At 68.8% G+C, this 15,612-nt stretch carries 16 protein-coding genes; 12 read left to right on the top strand and 4 right to left on the bottom strand.

The annotated features are described in order from the left end of the window. The first annotated feature begins 163 nt into the window (after positions 1-163). The 7 genes from A3CU_RS0117085 (at position 164) to A3CU_RS0117115 (ending at position 6,263) form a co-directional block, all read left to right on the top strand. A complete protein-coding gene (locus A3CU_RS0117085) occupies positions 164-1,990 on the top strand; it encodes an acetyl-CoA carboxylase biotin carboxylase subunit (protein WP_084143316.1) in 1,827 nt (608 codons plus the stop codon). Further along, positions 1,987-2,736: an SDR family NAD(P)-dependent oxidoreductase gene (locus tag A3CU_RS0117090; protein WP_027943354.1), complete on the top strand. Its 750-nt coding sequence runs from the start codon at positions 1,987-1,989 to the stop codon at positions 2,734-2,736. Before A3CU_RS0117085 ends, A3CU_RS0117090 begins: the two co-directional genes overlap by 4 nt. Then, on the top strand, positions 2,736-3,617 hold the full coding sequence (locus tag A3CU_RS0117095; RefSeq protein ID WP_027943355.1) for an HpcH/HpaI aldolase/citrate lyase family protein: 882 nt from the start codon (positions 2,736-2,738) through the stop codon (positions 3,615-3,617). The genes A3CU_RS0117090 and A3CU_RS0117095 overlap by 1 nt, the downstream gene beginning before the upstream one ends. Positions 3,618-3,619: 2 nt before the next feature. Then, positions 3,620-4,093 (top strand): MaoC family dehydratase, encoded by a 474-nt coding sequence (locus A3CU_RS0117100; protein WP_027943356.1) that lies wholly within the window; start codon positions 3,620-3,622, stop codon positions 4,091-4,093. Positions 4,094-4,316: 223 nt separating this feature from the next. Continuing rightward, entirely contained in the window at positions 4,317-4,799 is a 483-nt protein-coding gene (locus A3CU_RS0117105; protein ID WP_043841389.1) for a MaoC family dehydratase, read from the top strand. Beyond that, positions 4,789-5,523: an SDR family NAD(P)-dependent oxidoreductase gene (locus A3CU_RS0117110; RefSeq protein WP_043841391.1), complete on the top strand. Its 735-nt coding sequence runs from the start codon at positions 4,789-4,791 to the stop codon at positions 5,521-5,523. The genes A3CU_RS0117105 and A3CU_RS0117110 overlap by 11 nt, the downstream gene beginning before the upstream one ends. Before the next feature lie 110 nt (positions 5,524-5,633). Further along, complete coding sequence (locus tag A3CU_RS0117115) at positions 5,634-6,263, top strand: TetR/AcrR family transcriptional regulator (RefSeq protein WP_027943359.1); 630 nt, start codon at positions 5,634-5,636, stop codon at positions 6,261-6,263. Between the two features lie 130 nt (positions 6,264-6,393). Here A3CU_RS0117115 and A3CU_RS45085 read toward each other — a convergent pair whose 3' ends face one another. Next, positions 6,394-6,861 carry a DUF2867 domain-containing protein gene (locus A3CU_RS45085; RefSeq protein ID WP_052371800.1) on the bottom strand — a complete coding sequence of 156 codons (468 nt, stop codon included), beginning with the start codon at positions 6,859-6,861 and terminating at the stop codon, positions 6,394-6,396. A gap of 50 nt (positions 6,862-6,911) precedes the next feature. Between A3CU_RS45085 and A3CU_RS0117125 the strand changes: the two genes are divergently transcribed. Continuing rightward, the gene (locus A3CU_RS0117125; protein WP_027943360.1) at positions 6,912-7,481 is read left to right on the top strand and encodes a TetR/AcrR family transcriptional regulator; all 570 of its coding nucleotides are present in this window, start codon (positions 6,912-6,914) and stop codon (positions 7,479-7,481) included. A 104-nt stretch (positions 7,482-7,585) separates the two neighbouring features. Here A3CU_RS0117125 and A3CU_RS0117130 read toward each other — a convergent pair whose 3' ends face one another. The 3 genes from A3CU_RS0117130 to A3CU_RS0117140 all read right to left on the bottom strand — a co-directional run bounded on the left by A3CU_RS0117130 (position 7,586) and on the right by A3CU_RS0117140 (position 10,935). Beyond that, positions 7,586-7,966 (bottom strand): nuclear transport factor 2 family protein, encoded by a 381-nt coding sequence (locus A3CU_RS0117130; RefSeq protein ID WP_245617135.1) that lies wholly within the window; start codon positions 7,964-7,966, stop codon positions 7,586-7,588. A 92-nt stretch (positions 7,967-8,058) separates the two neighbouring features. Next, positions 8,059-9,177 carry an alkene reductase gene (locus tag A3CU_RS0117135; protein ID WP_027943362.1) on the bottom strand — a complete coding sequence of 373 codons (1,119 nt, stop codon included), beginning with the start codon at positions 9,175-9,177 and terminating at the stop codon, positions 8,059-8,061. Between the two features lie 195 nt (positions 9,178-9,372). Continuing rightward, positions 9,373-10,935, bottom strand: coding sequence for an acyl-CoA carboxylase subunit beta (locus tag A3CU_RS0117140; protein WP_027943363.1), 1,563 nt, complete (start codon positions 10,933-10,935; stop codon positions 9,373-9,375). 145 nt (positions 10,936-11,080) lie between these two features. Here A3CU_RS0117140 and A3CU_RS0117145 point away from each other — a divergent pair, with 145 nt between their 5' ends. The 4 genes from A3CU_RS0117145 to denD all read left to right on the top strand — a co-directional run bounded on the left by A3CU_RS0117145 (position 11,081) and on the right by denD (position 15,517). Then, a complete protein-coding gene (locus A3CU_RS0117145) occupies positions 11,081-12,610 on the top strand; it encodes a class I adenylate-forming enzyme family protein (RefSeq protein WP_027943364.1) in 1,530 nt (509 codons plus the stop codon). A 17-nt stretch (positions 12,611-12,627) separates the two neighbouring features. Further along, positions 12,628-12,960, top strand: coding sequence for an EthD family reductase (locus A3CU_RS45090; protein WP_043841394.1), 333 nt, complete (start codon positions 12,628-12,630; stop codon positions 12,958-12,960). A 176-nt stretch (positions 12,961-13,136) separates the two neighbouring features. Continuing rightward, the gene (locus tag A3CU_RS45095) at positions 13,137-14,531 is read left to right on the top strand and encodes a four-carbon acid sugar kinase family protein (RefSeq protein ID WP_043841396.1); all 1,395 of its coding nucleotides are present in this window, start codon (positions 13,137-13,139) and stop codon (positions 14,529-14,531) included. Continuing rightward, entirely contained in the window at positions 14,528-15,517 is a 990-nt protein-coding gene (denD, locus tag A3CU_RS0117160) for a D-erythronate dehydrogenase (RefSeq protein ID WP_027943365.1), read from the top strand. Before A3CU_RS45095 ends, denD begins: the two co-directional genes overlap by 4 nt. The last annotated feature ends 95 nt before the right edge of the window (positions 15,518-15,612 follow it).

The raw sequence follows: 15,612 nt of genomic DNA on the forward strand, positions 1-15,612 counted from the left end.
ACCGGGCCCAGCCGCTACGTGAGCGCGGTCTCCCGAGGCAAGTTCCAATATGTACGAGTGACCGTTCGTTTTCATACTGGTCTTGATCAGCCCTTCTTGACCAGGATTCATGGGTAAGTCTACATTGCAAACGAGCGCACGTTCGTTAGAGAGGGAGGGGTCGATGGGCCAGGTGCCGCGACAGCAGGCAGAGCGAGGGCCAGGGGTGTCCGGCGGGTCCGCGGGGCGCCTGTCCAAGGTGCTGGTCGCCAACCGCGGCGAGATCGCGGTCCGGATCATCCGCGCGCTGGCCGAGCACGGAATCGCCAGCGTCGCCGTGCATTCCGACGCCGACGAGAAGGCCCTGCACGTGCGTCTCGCCGACGAGGCCATCGCGCTTGGTGGGACGGCCTCGAACGAGAACTACCTCGACATCGAGAAGATCGTCCGGGCGGCCAAGGAGACCGGCGCCGACGCGGTGCACCCGGGCTACGGGTTCCTGGCCGAGAACGCCGCCTTCGCTCGCGCGGTCACCGACGCCGGGCTGGTGTTCATCGGTCCGAGCGGGGACGCCATCGAGGTGATGGGGGAGAAGGTCGCCGCCAGACGGGTCGCCGCTCAAGCCGACGTCCCGCAGGTTCCGGGCACCACCGAGCCCGTCACCAGCGCGGACGAGATCCGCGCCTTCGGCGCCGAGCACGGCTACCCGGTGGCGGTGAAGGCCTCCTTTGGTGGCGGTGGACGCGGGATGCGCACGGTCGCCGGTCCGCATGAGGCTGATGACGCGCTGGAGGCGGCCCGGCGCGAGGCCGGAGCGGCGTTCGGCAACTCCGAGGTCTATCTGGAGCGCTACCTGTCCGCGGCGCGGCACGTCGAGGTGCAGATCTTCGCCGACACGCACGGCAACGTCGTGTGGCTGGGCGACCGCGACTGCTCCGTGCAGCGCCGCCACCAGAAGCTGGTCGAGGAGTCACCTGCCCCGGGCCTGCCCGATGACCTGCGGGAGAGCATGGGCGAGGCCGCCGTGCGGCTGGCGACGGCGGTCGGCTACGTGGGCGCGGGGACGGTCGAGTACCTCGTCGAGGACGGCCGGTTCTACTTCTTGGAGATGAACACCCGCATCCAGGTCGAGCACCCCGTCACCGAGGCAGTGCTGGGGATGGACCTGATCGCCGAGCAGTTGCGCGTCGCGGCGGGCGAACCGCTGAGCGTGCTCACCTCGGGCCCAGCCCCGCGGGGTCACGCGATCGAGTGCCGCATCAACGCCGAGGACACGGCCGGCGGGCTGTTCGTGCCGAGCCCGGGACCGATCCATGCCCTGCAGGTCCCGACACGGGCCGGGGTGCGGTTCGACTCCGGGTACGAGAGCGGCGACGATGTCGCGCCCTACTACGACAGCATGATCGGCAAACTGGTCGTGTGGGGCCCGGACCGCGACACCGCGATCCGGCGCACGCTCGCCGCGTTGGACGAGTTGGTCGTCGATGGCGTGCCGACCACGATCCCGGCCGCGAAAGCCGTTCTAGCGCACCCGGACTTCGCCGGTGTCGCCTTCACCACCCGCTGGCTGGAGAGCGCGGTCGAGTTCCGCGCCGCGGCCGAGGCTCCGCCGGACGCCGTCGAAGAAGACAGTGACGAGAGCAGCCGGGATGAGGTCTGGGTCGGTGGACGCCGTTACGTCATCCCGTTCTTCTCTCCGACCGCGGCTGTCGCGGCTGCCGAGCCACCCGCGCGCCGGTCGCGGGGGAGCGGGACGAGGCGCAAGGCCGCCGGACGTCCCGGGGCCGGTGGCTCCGGCGCGGTCAGCAGTCCGATGCAGGGCACGGTCATCGCGGTCAACGTCGTCGACGGCGACACCGTGTCCGCCGGTCAGGTCCTGTTCGTTGTGGAGGCGATGAAGATGGAGAACCCGGTGCGTTCCACTGTGGACGGAACGGTCGGTGAAATCGGGGTGGCGGTCGGCGATGTCGTCACCGCCGGTTCGCGGCTCGCTGTGGTGGTGCCCGCATGACAACCCTTGTGTCACTGATTACCGGTGCCGGCGGCGGTTTGGGGTCCGCGATCGCGCGTCGTCTCGCCGCGCAGGGCCATCCCGTGGTCTGTCTCGATCTGGAGCGGGCAGCCGCGGAGCGTACGGCGGCCGCTCTCACGCAGACCGGCGCGACCGCCGTCGCGTATGAAGTCGACATCACCGACGAAAAGTCCGTGATGGAGCTGCGCGAGTCGCTGGCGGCCGCGGACATGCTGCCGCAGCACGTCGTCAACGCGGCGGGCATCTTGTTCCGCGGCCAACTGGACACCACCGACACCCCGACTTTCCGCAAGGTGCTCGACGTCAACGTGACCGGGGCCTTCACGGTGACGCGCACTTTCGCCGCCGACCTGGCCGCGTCCGGCGCGGGCCGGGTGGTCAACATCGCCTCGATCGCCGGGATAAACGGCTACGAGTTCACCGCCTACGCCACTTCCAAGGGGGCGCTGGTCAACCTCACCCGGGCGCTGGTGCTCGACTTCTGGGGCAAGGGCGTGACCGTGAACGCGGTCTGCCCCGGGCCGATGCACACCCCGATGCTGAACACGGCGGCCATGGCGTCGTTCCTCCGTAAGACGCCCACCCGCCATATCCCGAGCGCCGACGAGGTCGCGGGCGTGTGCGCCTTCCTGCTGTCCGAGGACGCCGCGAACATCAATGGCCAGACGGTCGTCGTAGACGGCGGCGCGACCGCCGTCTTCCGGTACACCGACGAGGAGGCGTGATGAAGCCGTACCGCTCTCTGCTTTTTGTTCCCGGGCACAAACCCGACTGGGCGGACAAGGGCATACGAGCCGGTGCTCACGCCTTGATCCTGGACCTCGAAGATGCTGTTCCGGTGGAGGCGAAGCACGCCGGGCGAGCTGCGGTCACCGCCACGCTCGACCGCCTCGCCGGGGGGCCGACCGGTCTCGTGGTCCGGGTCAACCCGCTCGACACCGACCTGTTCGGCAAGGACATCGCGGCCGTCGTCCGGCCGGGACTGACCGCACTGCTGCTGCCCAAGGTCTACGGGCGTGACGACATAGTCGCCTACGACGCGCTCGTGACCGCCGCCGAGGTCGAGCGCGGACTGCCGCGGGGATCGGTGGGGCTGATCCCGTCACTGGAGACGGCCCGGTCTCTGTCCAATGTGGACGCCATTGCTTCGGCGCCCCGCGTGGTCGGTCTGATGGCCGCGGCGGCCAAGGACGCCGACATCTCCCGCGAGGTCGGGTTCACCTGGAGCCCCGCGGGCCTGGAAACGCTGTACCTGCGCAGCAAGGTCGTGCTGGCCGCCCGGTCGGCCGGGCTCGGCCACATCGTGCTCGGCCTGTGGCAGGACGTGCGTGACCTCGACGGTCTGCGGGCCTTCGCGCAGGCCAACCGTGACCTCGGCTTCGGCGGCCAGGTCGTGATCCACCCGTCGCATGTCGGTCCGGTCAACGAGGTCTACACCCCCAGCGACGCCGAACTGGACCGGTTGCGCCGCCTCGTCGCGGCCTACGAGGAGGGCGCCCGTGCCGGGCAGGGGGCCGTGATGTTCGAGGGTGAGCACATCGACCTCGCCCACGCCCAGAGCGCTCGATCCATCCTGGCCGTGGCCGGGCAGAACGAGGAGGAATGAGCATGGCAGGCCTCTACTTCGAGGAGTTCGTGGTGGGTGAGGTCCACCGCCACGCCGTCACCCGAACGGTCACCGAGACCGACAACCTGTTGTTCACGACGCTGACCATGAACCCGCAGCCGTTGCACCTCGACGAGGAATTCGCCAAGGGCTCGATGTTCGGCACCCGGATCGTGAATTCGGTGTTCACGCTCGGGCTGGTCGCGGGCATCCACGTCAACGACCTGACGCTCGGCACCACGGTGGGCAACCTCGGTTTCGAGGACGTTCAGTTTCCCAAGCCGGTGTTCATAGGCGACACGCTCCGCGTCGAGAGCGAGGTACTGGACAAGCGGGAGTCGAAGAGCCGCCCCGAAACCGGCATCGTGAAGCTGGAGCACCGTGCGCTCAACCAGCGTGACGAACTGGTCTGCCGCCTGCGTCGCGCCGCCCTGATGAAGCGCCGCCCGGCTGAGGTGTCAGAGGAGAAGGCATGAGTAGCCCTGTGTCAAGGCGCGGCAAGCAAGGTGACCAGCACGCGCGCGCCCCGAAGGCCCGCTATCGGGGCGGCGGGGCGCCCCGCGTTGAGCACGTGACTCGATCTCGAATGGAGCGCCCCGTCGACACGATCAAGGGGGTCTGGGGGCTTGCCCCCAGTTGGGGTGTGGGGGCCGAGCCCCCACAAGGCAGAGTCGCGCGCAAACTTGCGGAGGAAACAGCATGAGTAGCGTGACTGGGCAGGGGCACGTGTTCTGGGAAGATCTGACCGTCGGGGACACATTGCGCGGTCCCGGTGTCACGATCACCGACTCGCACCTCGTGCAGTGGGCGGGCCTGACCGGGGATTGGGTGTCGCTTCACTTGGACGAGTCCTATGCCCAGGCGGCAGGTTTCGCGGGCCGGATCGCCCACGGGCCGTTGTCGCTGTCGCTGTCGCTCGGGCTGCTCACTCAGACGGGCATTTTCGGCAATGTGAAGGCCTGGCTCGGGCTCGACGAGGTCCGGGCGACGGCGCCCGTGCTCATCGGCGACACCGTCCACCCGGAAGCCGAGGTCACCGCCGCCCGCCCGACGAGCAAGCCGGGACAGGGGATCTGGACGCTGGCGTACCGGACGGTCAATCAGCGCGGTGAGACGGTGATGACGTTTTCCAGCAGCTTTCTCCTCCGCCGCCGCCCGGGAGGTGGGTCCGATGCGGTCTGATCTGGTCGCTGTCGTCACCGGGGCCGGTTCGGGCCTGGGGCGGGCCACCGCGGAACTGCTGCTGGAGCAGGGGGCGCGGGTGGCCGGGTGGGACCTCAGCCAGGAAGGCCTAGGGTGGCTGTCCGGCCGCGAGGGCACGCTCACGGCGGTCGTCGATGTCACGGACCCGGCCCAGGTCGCCGCCGCCTCGGCCGCGGTCCGTAGCGCATGGGGCCGGGTGGACTTCCTCGTGAACTCCGCCGGCGTGTTCGTCGTCGGCTCGCTCGCCGACATCGAGCCCGCCTCGGTGCGGCGGCTGTTCGACATCAACGTCACCGGAACGACACTGGTGACGCAGGCGCTCCTGTCCGACCTGATCGCCTCGAGGGGTGCGGTGGTCAACCTCTCCAGCACGGTGGCGTTGCGGGCGTCGGTGTCCAACGCGCACTACGCGGCCTCGAAAGCGGCGGTCGCGCAGCTCACGCGCTGCTGGGCCCTCGAGTTGGCGCCGCACGGGGTACGGGTGAACGCCATCGCTCCGGGGCCGACCAACACCGCCATCTTCGCCGCGGCGGGGATGGACCCGGCCGCGACGGCGACGTTCCTGGCCGAGCGGGCGTCGACCATCCCGCTGGGCCGCACCGGGGAACCGGCCGAGGTCGCCCGGTGGATCATCCGCCTGATCGACGACGAGTGGGTCACCGGCCACGTCATCCCGGTCGACGGTGGCATGTCGATCGCCTGATCGCGACACCGCCAGGATACGAACGGCTGCTCGTTCGCTATCCGATAGACTTGCAGGTCAGGCACATCCACCGAGGCCACCAGGCTTCCCGCCCGGATCGGAGCACCCGCATGCCGCGCCCCACGAACGGCGTTCGCACGCCCGACGCGATCCGTGAGGCCGCGATCGAGCTGTTCTACGAGCACGGCTACGAGGCCACGTCGCTGCGTGAGGTGGCGGCCAAGGTCGGGATCCGGGTCGGCAGCCTGTACAACCACATCAGCGGCAAGGACGAACTGCTCAGCTCGATCATGCTGGGCATCATGGACGATTTGCTGGCCGCCCTGCGCGGCGTGTTGCGCGAGCACAAGAACGATCCGGTCGCCGCCCTGCGCGCCTGCGTCGACACGCATATCCGGTTCCACGCGCAGCGAGCCCGTGAGGTGTTCATCGGCAACTCCGAACTGCGTGCCCTGCCGGCCAAGGAACGCCGGCGGGTCGTCGCCAAACGCGACCAGTACGAAAAGCTCATCCGCGGGGTCATCGAGACGCTCGCCGACCAAGGGGCGGCCGAGGTCGTCGATGCGCGGCTGCAGACCTACGCGATCGTCGCGATGGGGACGCACGTGTCGTCCTGGTACAAGCCGCGTGGCGGGATGTCGCTCGAGCTGATTGTCGAGGCCTACACGGAAATGATCCTGCGGCAGGTCGGGGTCGGTTCGGGGGCCGGCGCCGAGCCGGCGGCCGCGACCGGGGCCTGAACCAGCCGGACGAACTGGGGTGGCCGGGGAAGATCTCGGCCACCCCAGTTCGTAATGCCGGTCGATCGCGGCTGGGCCGGTAGGCAGTTCGCACCCCGGGCCGCCCCGATTCAGGTGAACGCGAGCAGGTTCAACGGGTGGCGCGGGCGAGCAGGTAGCGAAGGGTCAGGTGGTGTACCGGCACCAGGGCCGGCCACAGGATCCGGCTGGCCCGGCGGTGATGCTGCACGAAGGTGGCGAGGGTGATCGCGGACGCCTCGGTGGATGTTTCCGTGCGCAACACGAGGTTCGCGCGCAACCCGACCGTCCAGTCCACTACCAGCCGGATGCGGTCGGGCAGGTTCTCCTCGATCCGCCAGCCCGCCAGGTGCGTCGGAGTCGTCGCCCACGGCCCGAGCCGCGCGCCGAACATCGACCAGCCGATCCGGAGGAACATCCGAACTGGAGCCGGCGCGGCTTCGAACACCTCCCGCATCCACCGCTCCGCACTGCCCGACGCGCCGTCGTCGACCTGGACCGTGAAGGTGTCGTGATAGTCGACGCTGGTCAGCGAGGTGTTGAGGTTGTCGGGTAGGTCGATTCGGCGTACGCGTGACATCGCACGACGCTATCGTCACTACGAGACACGTGTCCAGTAGTGTTGCCTGCATGGCCCGACGCCGACTGCCGCCCGACCAACGTCGCAACGAACTCTTGGACACCGGAGCGCGGTTGTTCGCCACCCGGCCGTACGACGAGGTGCATGTGGAGGAGGTGGCCGAGCAGGCCGGCGTTTCCCGCGCCAACCTGTACCGCTATTTCCCCAGCAAGCGGGACCTGTTCGCGGCGATCTACCGGCGTGCCGCCGACGACCTGCTGGCGGTGAACACCATCGACCCGGCCGGCTCGATCCTCGAACAGGTGTCGGCCGGCCTGGACGCGCACCTCGACTACTTCGTGGCGAACCGCCAAACCGTGCTGACCGCGAACCGGGTCCTGTCCGGCGACCCGATGATCCAGGCGATCATCTCCGACGAACTGGCGGAACTCCGCCGCCGCCTGATCGACGCCGTGGTGTGCGACGGCCGACGCCGCGCGGTCGCCGCGGCCACCCTGCACGCCTGGCTGGTGTTCGTCCGCGCGCTCAGTGTGGACTGGCTGGCCGAGCAGAACTTCGCTCGCACCGAACTACGCGACATCTGCCTTGGCGCGCTCCAAGGAGCACTGGACCGGACGTAACTGACGTGGACCCTTGGCGTCTGGTGAGTTCGATTTGCTGACGTCCGGCCGGCCGGCGGCCGTCGAGCGGACGCCGGCCAGTAAGCACTGACCAGCGTCCTTGCTCAGCTCGCCGGGATCGGAGTCGGTTGAAACGCCAGAAAACGCCAGCTGCGGTCGGTGTTCTTCCACACGGCCAGGGAGCGGTTGTGCAGCGTGACGGGCTTCCTGTTGATCGTGAGCTCCGCGTGCATCTCGCCGACGACGAGCGCGACGTCATCGACGACGGTGATGAAGTCGATGGGGTGGTTGATGGAGTGATAGGTGTAGAAGCCCGAACGGCACTTGTCGAGGTATGACTCGAGGCTGTCGGCCGCGCCGGAAGAGTGAGTGTAGATCAGGGCGGGGTGGCTGAGGTCTCGAAACGCCTCGAAATTACCGTTGAGGACGGCGGTATAGCGCATATCCTCCAGGTCACGGATGGTCTGTTCCACGTTCGGGGTCACGGTCTGCACCTCTCGGTTGGTCGTTTCCGAACCCGGCGCGCTGCTTCGCCGGAGACAGCCAGCAAGTGCAGTATGGACAAGTTCCGCGCACCCTACGCGCTCGCGGCCTCCTCGAGTGTGGGGTAGTCGATGTAGCCCGCGTCGCCGCCGCCGTAGAACGTGGCCCGGTCGGCTCGGGCCAAGGGGGCGCCGGCCGCGAGCCGGTTCGGGAGGTCGGGGTTCGCGATGTAGGGGCGGCCGAACGCGACGGCATCGGCGTGGCCCTTGACGAGTGCCGACTCCGCCGAGGCGGCCTGGTAACCGCCGGCGGCGATGATCTTGCCGCGGTAGCGTTCACGTGCCCAGGCCGAGCCGAGGGCGGGGAAGGACCGGTTCTGATCGTCCGAGATGTTCTCCGAGCCGTCGATCCCGGGTTCGACGATGTGCAGGTACGCCAAACCGGCCTCGTCGAGCATGTCGAGAACATGGCCGAAGAGCGCCGCGGGGTCGGAGTCGGCCATGTCCCCAAAGGTGCTGGCCGGGGAGATGCGGACGCCCACCCGGTCGGCGCCGATGGCCGTGCTGACCGCTGCCACGATCTCCGACAGGAACCGGACCCGGTTCTCGATGCTGCCGCCGTAGGCATCGGTGCGGATGTTGGCGTTGTCATGGAGGAACTGGTCGATGAGGTAGCCGTTGGCGGCGTGGATCTCCACACCGTCCAGTCCGGCCCGGATCGCGTTGAGCGCGGCGCGCTCGTACTGCGCGACGATGACCGGGATCTCCAGGGTTTCCAAGGCCCGCGGCGTGACGTGCGGAGTGCGGCCGCCCCGCGCGTAGGTGCACCCGTCGATCTTGATCGCCGATGGCGCCACCTGGGGCAGACCACCGGGCTGCAGCGACGGGTGCGAGGCGCGACCGGTGTGCCAGAGCTGGGCGACGATCGAACCGCCGGCCGTGTGCACCGCGTCGGCGACCTTCGCCCACGAGGCCGTCTGGTCGCCGGTCCAGATCCCCGGCACCTTCGGGTTGCCGACCGCCACGGGTGAGATGCAGACTCCCTCGGACACGATGAGTCCGGCCGTGGCGCGCTGGGCGTAGTAGGTGCTCGTGGATTCCGGCAGGGTGCCGTCCCGGTGCGCGCGGCTGCGTGTCATCGGGGCCATGACGAACCGGTTGCGCAGCTTTATGGCTCCGAGGTCGACCGGCTCGAAGAGCGAGCTGAGGGCCATGCGTGTGCTTCTCCTGGGTTTCGGGGCTCAGTGTTTGTTTGCAGACGCGCCCAGCCGATCTCGTGGACAGGGCTCCCCTGTGTGCCTATCTTCCGTTTTCCTTGGCCGGAGCCCTGCCCCCGAGATCGACTACCTTCGGATGGCGCGTGCGAGGACTCACCTTGACCAGGAATCTCAGGGTTCGCAGCCGGTCTCTCAGACGGGGGTGACGGCCTGACGGCGCGCGGCGGGCGGGGTGACGCGGCGCCGGTAAACGGAGAGGCGGCGGTGCAGCTCACCTCGCAGGTCGTTCGCCGGGACAACGGCCTCGACAGCGTTCTCGTTGGCGATTTTGAAGACGTCGATGCCCTCGGCGTACTCGGCCTGCTTTTCGGCGATGAAACGCTTGCGTTCCTCCGGGTCCTCGATCGCCTGGATCCGGTTGTAGTGAACGCCGTTGACCGCGGCGTCCGGACCCATCAGGGCGGGCTTGGCGGTGGGCAGGGCGATCACGGCGTCCGGCTTCATCGGCGCACCGGACATGGCGAGGTATCCGCCGCCGTAGGCCTTCCGCACCAGGACGGCGATGCGCGGCACCCGGCTTTCCGCGACGGCGAACAGCATCTTGGCGCCGTGCCGGATGATCCCCTGTTTTTCGACCTCCGAGCCGATCATGTAGCCGGCGATGTCGACCAGGAAGATCAGCGGGATGTTGTAGGCGTTGCAGGTCCAGATGAACCGGGCCGCCTTGTCGGAGGAGTCCGGGAACAGCACGCCGCCGCGGTGGATCGGCTGGTTGGCGATCAGGCCGACGCTGTGGCCCTCGATCCGGGCGTAGCCGGTGACCAGCTCGGGGGCGAAGAGATCCTTGTAGGGCAGGAACGAGTCCTCATCGACCAGCGCGTCGATGAGCTCGTGCACGTCGTAGACCTCGGACTCGCGTTCCGGCACGATCTCCTGCACCGTGCGTGGCGAGGCCGGGTTCGCGGCCGGGGCCACCGGCGGTTTCTCTTCCCAGTTCGACGGCAGGAACGACAGCCACACGCGGATCGCCGCGATTGCTTCCTCGTCGTCTTCTACCAGGCAGTCGCCGAGACCCGAGGTGCGGCAGTGCATCTCGGCGCCGCCCATCTCCTCCAGCGTCACTTGCTCACCGGTGACCATTTCGGCCAGGCGGGGTGAGCCCAGGTAGGCCGTGGCGTGACCGCGGACCATGATCGTGAAGTCGCACAGTGCCGGCACGTAGGCCGATCCGGCGGGCGAGGGCCCGAACAGCGCGCACACCTGCGGGATCCGGCCGGAGATCTGCACCTGGTTGTAGAAGATGTTGCCCCAGGCGCGCCGGCCGGCGTAGCTCTCGAACTGCTCGTCGATCCGGGCGCCGGCGGAGTCGAACAGGTACACCAGCGGGATGCCGTTCTCGTCGGCGATCTCCTGGGTGCGGGTGATCTTTTCGAAGGTCCGCTTGCCCCAGGTGCCGGCCTTGACGGTGAAGTCGTTGGCGATCACGGCCACCTCGCGCCCGTCGACCTTGCCGATGCAGGTCACCACGGCGTCACCGGGCAGGCCCTCGTCGTAGCGGGCGAGCAGCCCGTCCTCGAACGACCACCCGTCGTCGAACAGCAGCTCCAGCCGTTGCCGGACGAGCATCTTGCCGGACTCGAGCACCTTTGTGCGGTTCTTCTCCGAACCGCCCAGCCGGGCTTGTTCCAGCCGACGTTCGAGTTCGCCGTGCACGTCCCCGGCGCTGGTGTCGGGGCGGTCCTTGACGTCGGTCATCAGCACTCCTGGTCACGCGGTCAAAAACGAACGAGCGACCGTATGTTACCGCGACTTGCTGGGAAGACAAGAAATCGACATAGACAAACGTGCATTCGTTTCTTAAGCTCTCGGGGCGAGTCCGGAGTGTGCGGAGGAGACGACGATGTGGACCCTTGCCGACTGTGTGCGCCTCAACGCCCGCCGGCGCCCCGATGCCGACGCGCTGGTCGACGAGGCCGGCCGGCTGACGCACCGCGAGCTGAGCGCCCGGGCGGAGGGCATTGCCCGGGGCCTGCGGGCGGCCGGGATCGGCCGCGGTGACCACGTCGGGATCCTGGCCGGCAACTCGATCTTCTGCGCCGAGGCGTTTCTCGGCGTCATCGCCGCCGGTGCGGTGGCCGTGATGTACAACTGGCGCTGGGCCACCGCCGAACTGGTCCAGGGGATCATGTCCACCGACGCCCGGGTCATCCTGGCCGAGTCGCGGTTCGAAGACTCCCTGGACGCCGCGCTGGCGACCGGAGACATCGAGTCCCCGCCGACGGTCTTCCGGCAGGGCAGTGAATTCGAGGCGCTCGCGGCGACGTCCGGCCAGGCCGTCGAGCCGGGCGTTGGCCCGGACGATCCGATGTGCGTGCTGTTCACCGGTGGTACCACGGGGTTCTCGAAGGGTGTCGTGCTCGCGCACCGCTCCGGCATCGTGAACGCGCTGAACGAGCGGCTGGACGTGGGGATCGCGAACGCGGCCGAGAACGTCGGGCTCAACGTGACGCCGATGTTCCATTCGGCTGCGCTGCTTTGCGTGTTCGCGCCGCACTACATGAGCGGGGGCGCCAACGTGCTCCTGCACCGCTTCGACGAGCAGCAGATCGGCGAGTTCGTCGAACGCGAGCGGATCACCACCTCCTTCATGATTCCCAATATGGTGCGACGGCTGCTGCAGGCCGGCGTCTTCGAAACACCGGGTTTCCGGACGCACCTTCGTCAACTCCACAGCGGCGGTGGTCTGCTCCGGATGCCGGACAAGCTGGCCGTGCGCGAGCTGACCCCGCAGGTGCGCATGTTCTTCCGGTACGGCCTCACCGAGGCCGGGCCGATGGTGACCCGCCTGCTCGACCGCGACATCATGCGGCCCGAACTCGACGGCTCCATCGGCCAGGAGTACTCGATGGTCGAAGCCCGCGTGGTGGATCTGGTGTCGGGCGAGCCGGTCGGGACCGGTGAGCTCGGTGAGATCGCGGTGCGCGGTCCCGGGGTGATGCTCGGCTACTACAACAACCCTGAGGCCACGGCCGAGGCCGTGCGCGAGGGCTGGCTGCACACCGGCGATCTCGCCACCCAGGACGAGGAAGGCTACTTCTACTTCCGCGACCGTGCGAAGGACATGATCAAAACGGGGGGTGAGAACGTCTTCGCCGCGGAGATCGAGCAGATCCTCTACACCCACCCGGCCGTGATGGAGTGTGGTGTGCTGGGTGTCCCGAGCGCCGAATGGGACGAGGAGGTCCGGGCCGTGGTGGCCCTGCGTCCCGGGCAGCGCGCGACCGAGGCCGAGCTCCGCGAGTACCTGCGTCGTTTCCTGGCCGGGTACAAGATCCCGAAGCAGTTCGTGTTCATGGAACCGGGCTTCATGCCCGTCAACCCCAGCGGGAAGATCGTCAAGAGCAACCTGCGTCAGCTCGTCGGCTGGTAGCGGAAAGGATCGAGCCAGTGTCCGTCAAGATCGTCGCGATGCTGAAAGCCCTGCCTGGACTGTCGCGCAAGGACTTTCTCAGGTACTGGCAGGAGGAGCACCCGGCGCTTGTCTGGCAGCTGCCGGGCCTGCGCGCGTACCGGCAGAACCCGGCGATCGAGCACCGCAAGTCCTGGCCCTACGACGGGATGGCCGAGCTGTACTTCGACTCCGTCGACGACGTGCGCACCGCGTTCGCCTCCCCGCAGGCCGAACCGCTCCACGAACACGAAAAGCACTTCCTCGGCAGCATCGACTGGTTCATCGCGACCGAGACGACCGTGGAGCCGGTCGGCGGCGCACATGAGTGACGCCCCCATGAGGAGGTGAGCGCTGCTACCGCTCGGTGTACCGCGACGTGCTCTCAAGACCGGCAAACCCGCTATCCTGGCGGACCTGTTCGTCCCCATGGACGAGCTCGGCCTGTTCCCCGACCCGGAATTCGCCGCGCACCGCATACGCCCCTGTTCGCCCTGGGAGGTGTGGAGTGGACCCCGAGTCCCTGCCGGCAGTGCGGCCGGTGCCCGCTGCCGAGGTGCGCCAGGCGCTGACGGGTGCCCGCCGCGTGGTGTTCCTGGATGACGACCCGACCGGCACCCAGACCGTGCGCGACCTGCCGGTGCTGACCCAGTGGCGGGTCGAGAACGTCCGCTGGGCACTGCGGCAGGACACCGCCGGTTTCTTCGTACTCACCAACACCCGGAGCCTGGCCCCGGAGGACGCGGCGGCGCGTGACCGCGAAGTCGCGGAAGCGTGCCTGACCGCGGCCGAGCAGGAGGGGGTCAGGCTGGCCTTCGCCAGCCGGAGCGATTCCACGCTGCGCGGGCATTTCCCCCTCGAGACCGACGTCATCGGCGAATTGCTGGCGAAGCACGGTGGCGCGATGGACGGCGTCGTGCTCGCGCCCGCCTACACCGATGCGGGACGCGTGACGATCGGCGGTGTGCACTGGCTGCGGACCCCCGAAGGGCTGCAGCCGGTGGCCGACAGCGAGTTCGCGAAGGACGCGACCTTCGGGTTCCGGTCCTCACGGCTGGCCGAGTGGGTGGCCGAGAAAAGCCGCGGCCGCATCAGCGCCGACGAGGTTGTGGAGCTGACCCTCGACGACATCCGCGACGGCAGCACGCAGAGCCTGCACGACCGGCTGACCGGGGTGAGTGACGGCCGGGTGGTCGTGGTCGACACGGCCGAAGACGATGATCTCCGCGCCGCTGTGCTCGCCATCCTGTCGGCCGAACGAGCCGGTAAGTCCTTTGTGTACCGTGTCGGACCGTCTTTCGTGCGGGCCCGCACCGGGCAGGACGCGGAACCGCCGATCGAGGACGAGACGCTCGCTGCCCTCGTCGACCGGGAAAAGCACGGGCTCGTCGTGGTCGGCTCACACGTCGGGCTCACCAGCAGGCAACTGGCGAAACTCGGTGAGCGGCGCGAGTTCGTCAATGTCGAACTCGACGTCGTGGCGCTCCTCGAACGCCCCGCCGAGCACATCGCGACCGCGGTCGCGACCGCGGTGGCGGCACTGGAGCACGGTCTTGTCGTCCTGAGCACGTCTCGGTCGCTGGTCAAGGGCGGGAACGAAGCCGAAAGCCTGGACATCGCCCGGCGCGTGAGTGCGGCACTGACCGAGGCCGTCGGGCGGGTCGTCGCCACGCGCCGTCCCGGGTTCGTCGTTGCCAAGGGTGGCATCACGTCCTCCGACGTGGCCACCGGTTCGCTCGGCATCGACCGCGCGTGGGTCCGCGGTTCGCTGCTGCCGGGGATCGTGTCGCTGTGGGAACCGGTGTCCGGTCCGGCCCAAGGGCTTCCCTACATCGTGTTCGCCGGCAACGTCGGCGACGAGAACTCGCTGGCGGATGTCATCGACCGGTTGGAGGCGGTGTGAGCACGCGAATCGTCATCACTGGCGGCGCCGGGTTCCTGGGGACCCTCCTGGGGCGGCGGCTGCTGGAGTCGCCAGTCGCGCTGTGCGGAGCGCCTGCTGCCGAGGTCGGCGAGCTGATCCTCGTCGACCTCCTCCGGCCGCAAGAAGATCTGGCCGGGGACCCGCGGGTGCGGGCCGTGGTCGGAGAACTGGCGGACTCCCTGGGCGAGGTGGGTGAGGTGGACGCGGTGTTCCACCTGGCCGGGGTGGTCAGTGGCGCCGCGGAAGCCGACTTCGACCTCGGAATGCGTACCAACCTCGACGGCACCCGGGCCCTGCTCGAATACGCGCGCGGGCACCGGAAGGCGCCGGTGCTGGTGTTCTCCAGTTCGCTCGCCGTGTTCGGCAACGACCCCGCCTTGCCGCCGCTCGGCGCGGTGGACGACGACACGCTGCCGCGTCCGCAGTCCAGCTACGGCATCCAGAAGCTCATCGGCGAGCAACTGGTGGCCGACTACACCCGCAAGGGCTTCGTCCGGGGCCGCTCCGTGCGGTTGATGACGGTGTCCGTGCGGCCCGGCAAGCCGAACGCCGCCGCGTCGAGCTTCCTGTCCGGCATCATCCGGGAGCCCCTGGCGGGGGAGCGTGCGGTGTGCCCGGTTCCGCCGGCCACCCCGATCGCATTGTCCTCGCCCCGGCGCACGCTGGACGGTCTGCTGCGCGCCGCCGAAGTCGACGACGCAACCTGGGGGAGCCGAACCGCGATGAACCTGCCCGCTCTCACCACGACTCCCCGCGAGATGGCCGAGGCACTCGACCGTGTCGCGGGGAAGGGCACCAGCGAGCTGATCGACTGGACGGACGACCCCGCTGTCGGCGCGATCGTGCGCAGCTGGCCCGCCGAGTTCCGCACCCCTCGGGCGCAAGCTCTGGGACTCACCGCCGAGAAGTCCTTCGACGACATCGTGCGTGACTACCTCACCGATAACCCACGCGCACGACGGTGACCGGCCGGCAACGAAGCCAAGGTCCAAAGTGGACGCGCTCGGCGCCGGCGGGGCCGGGGTGTGCCCGTGCGGACGCCCTTGGCGGGGGGCCGGCG

The organism is Amycolatopsis taiwanensis DSM 45107, from assembly GCF_000519205.1.
In the GTDB taxonomy this organism is placed as follows: Bacteria; Actinomycetota; Actinomycetes; order Mycobacteriales; family Pseudonocardiaceae; genus Amycolatopsis_E; species Amycolatopsis_E taiwanensis.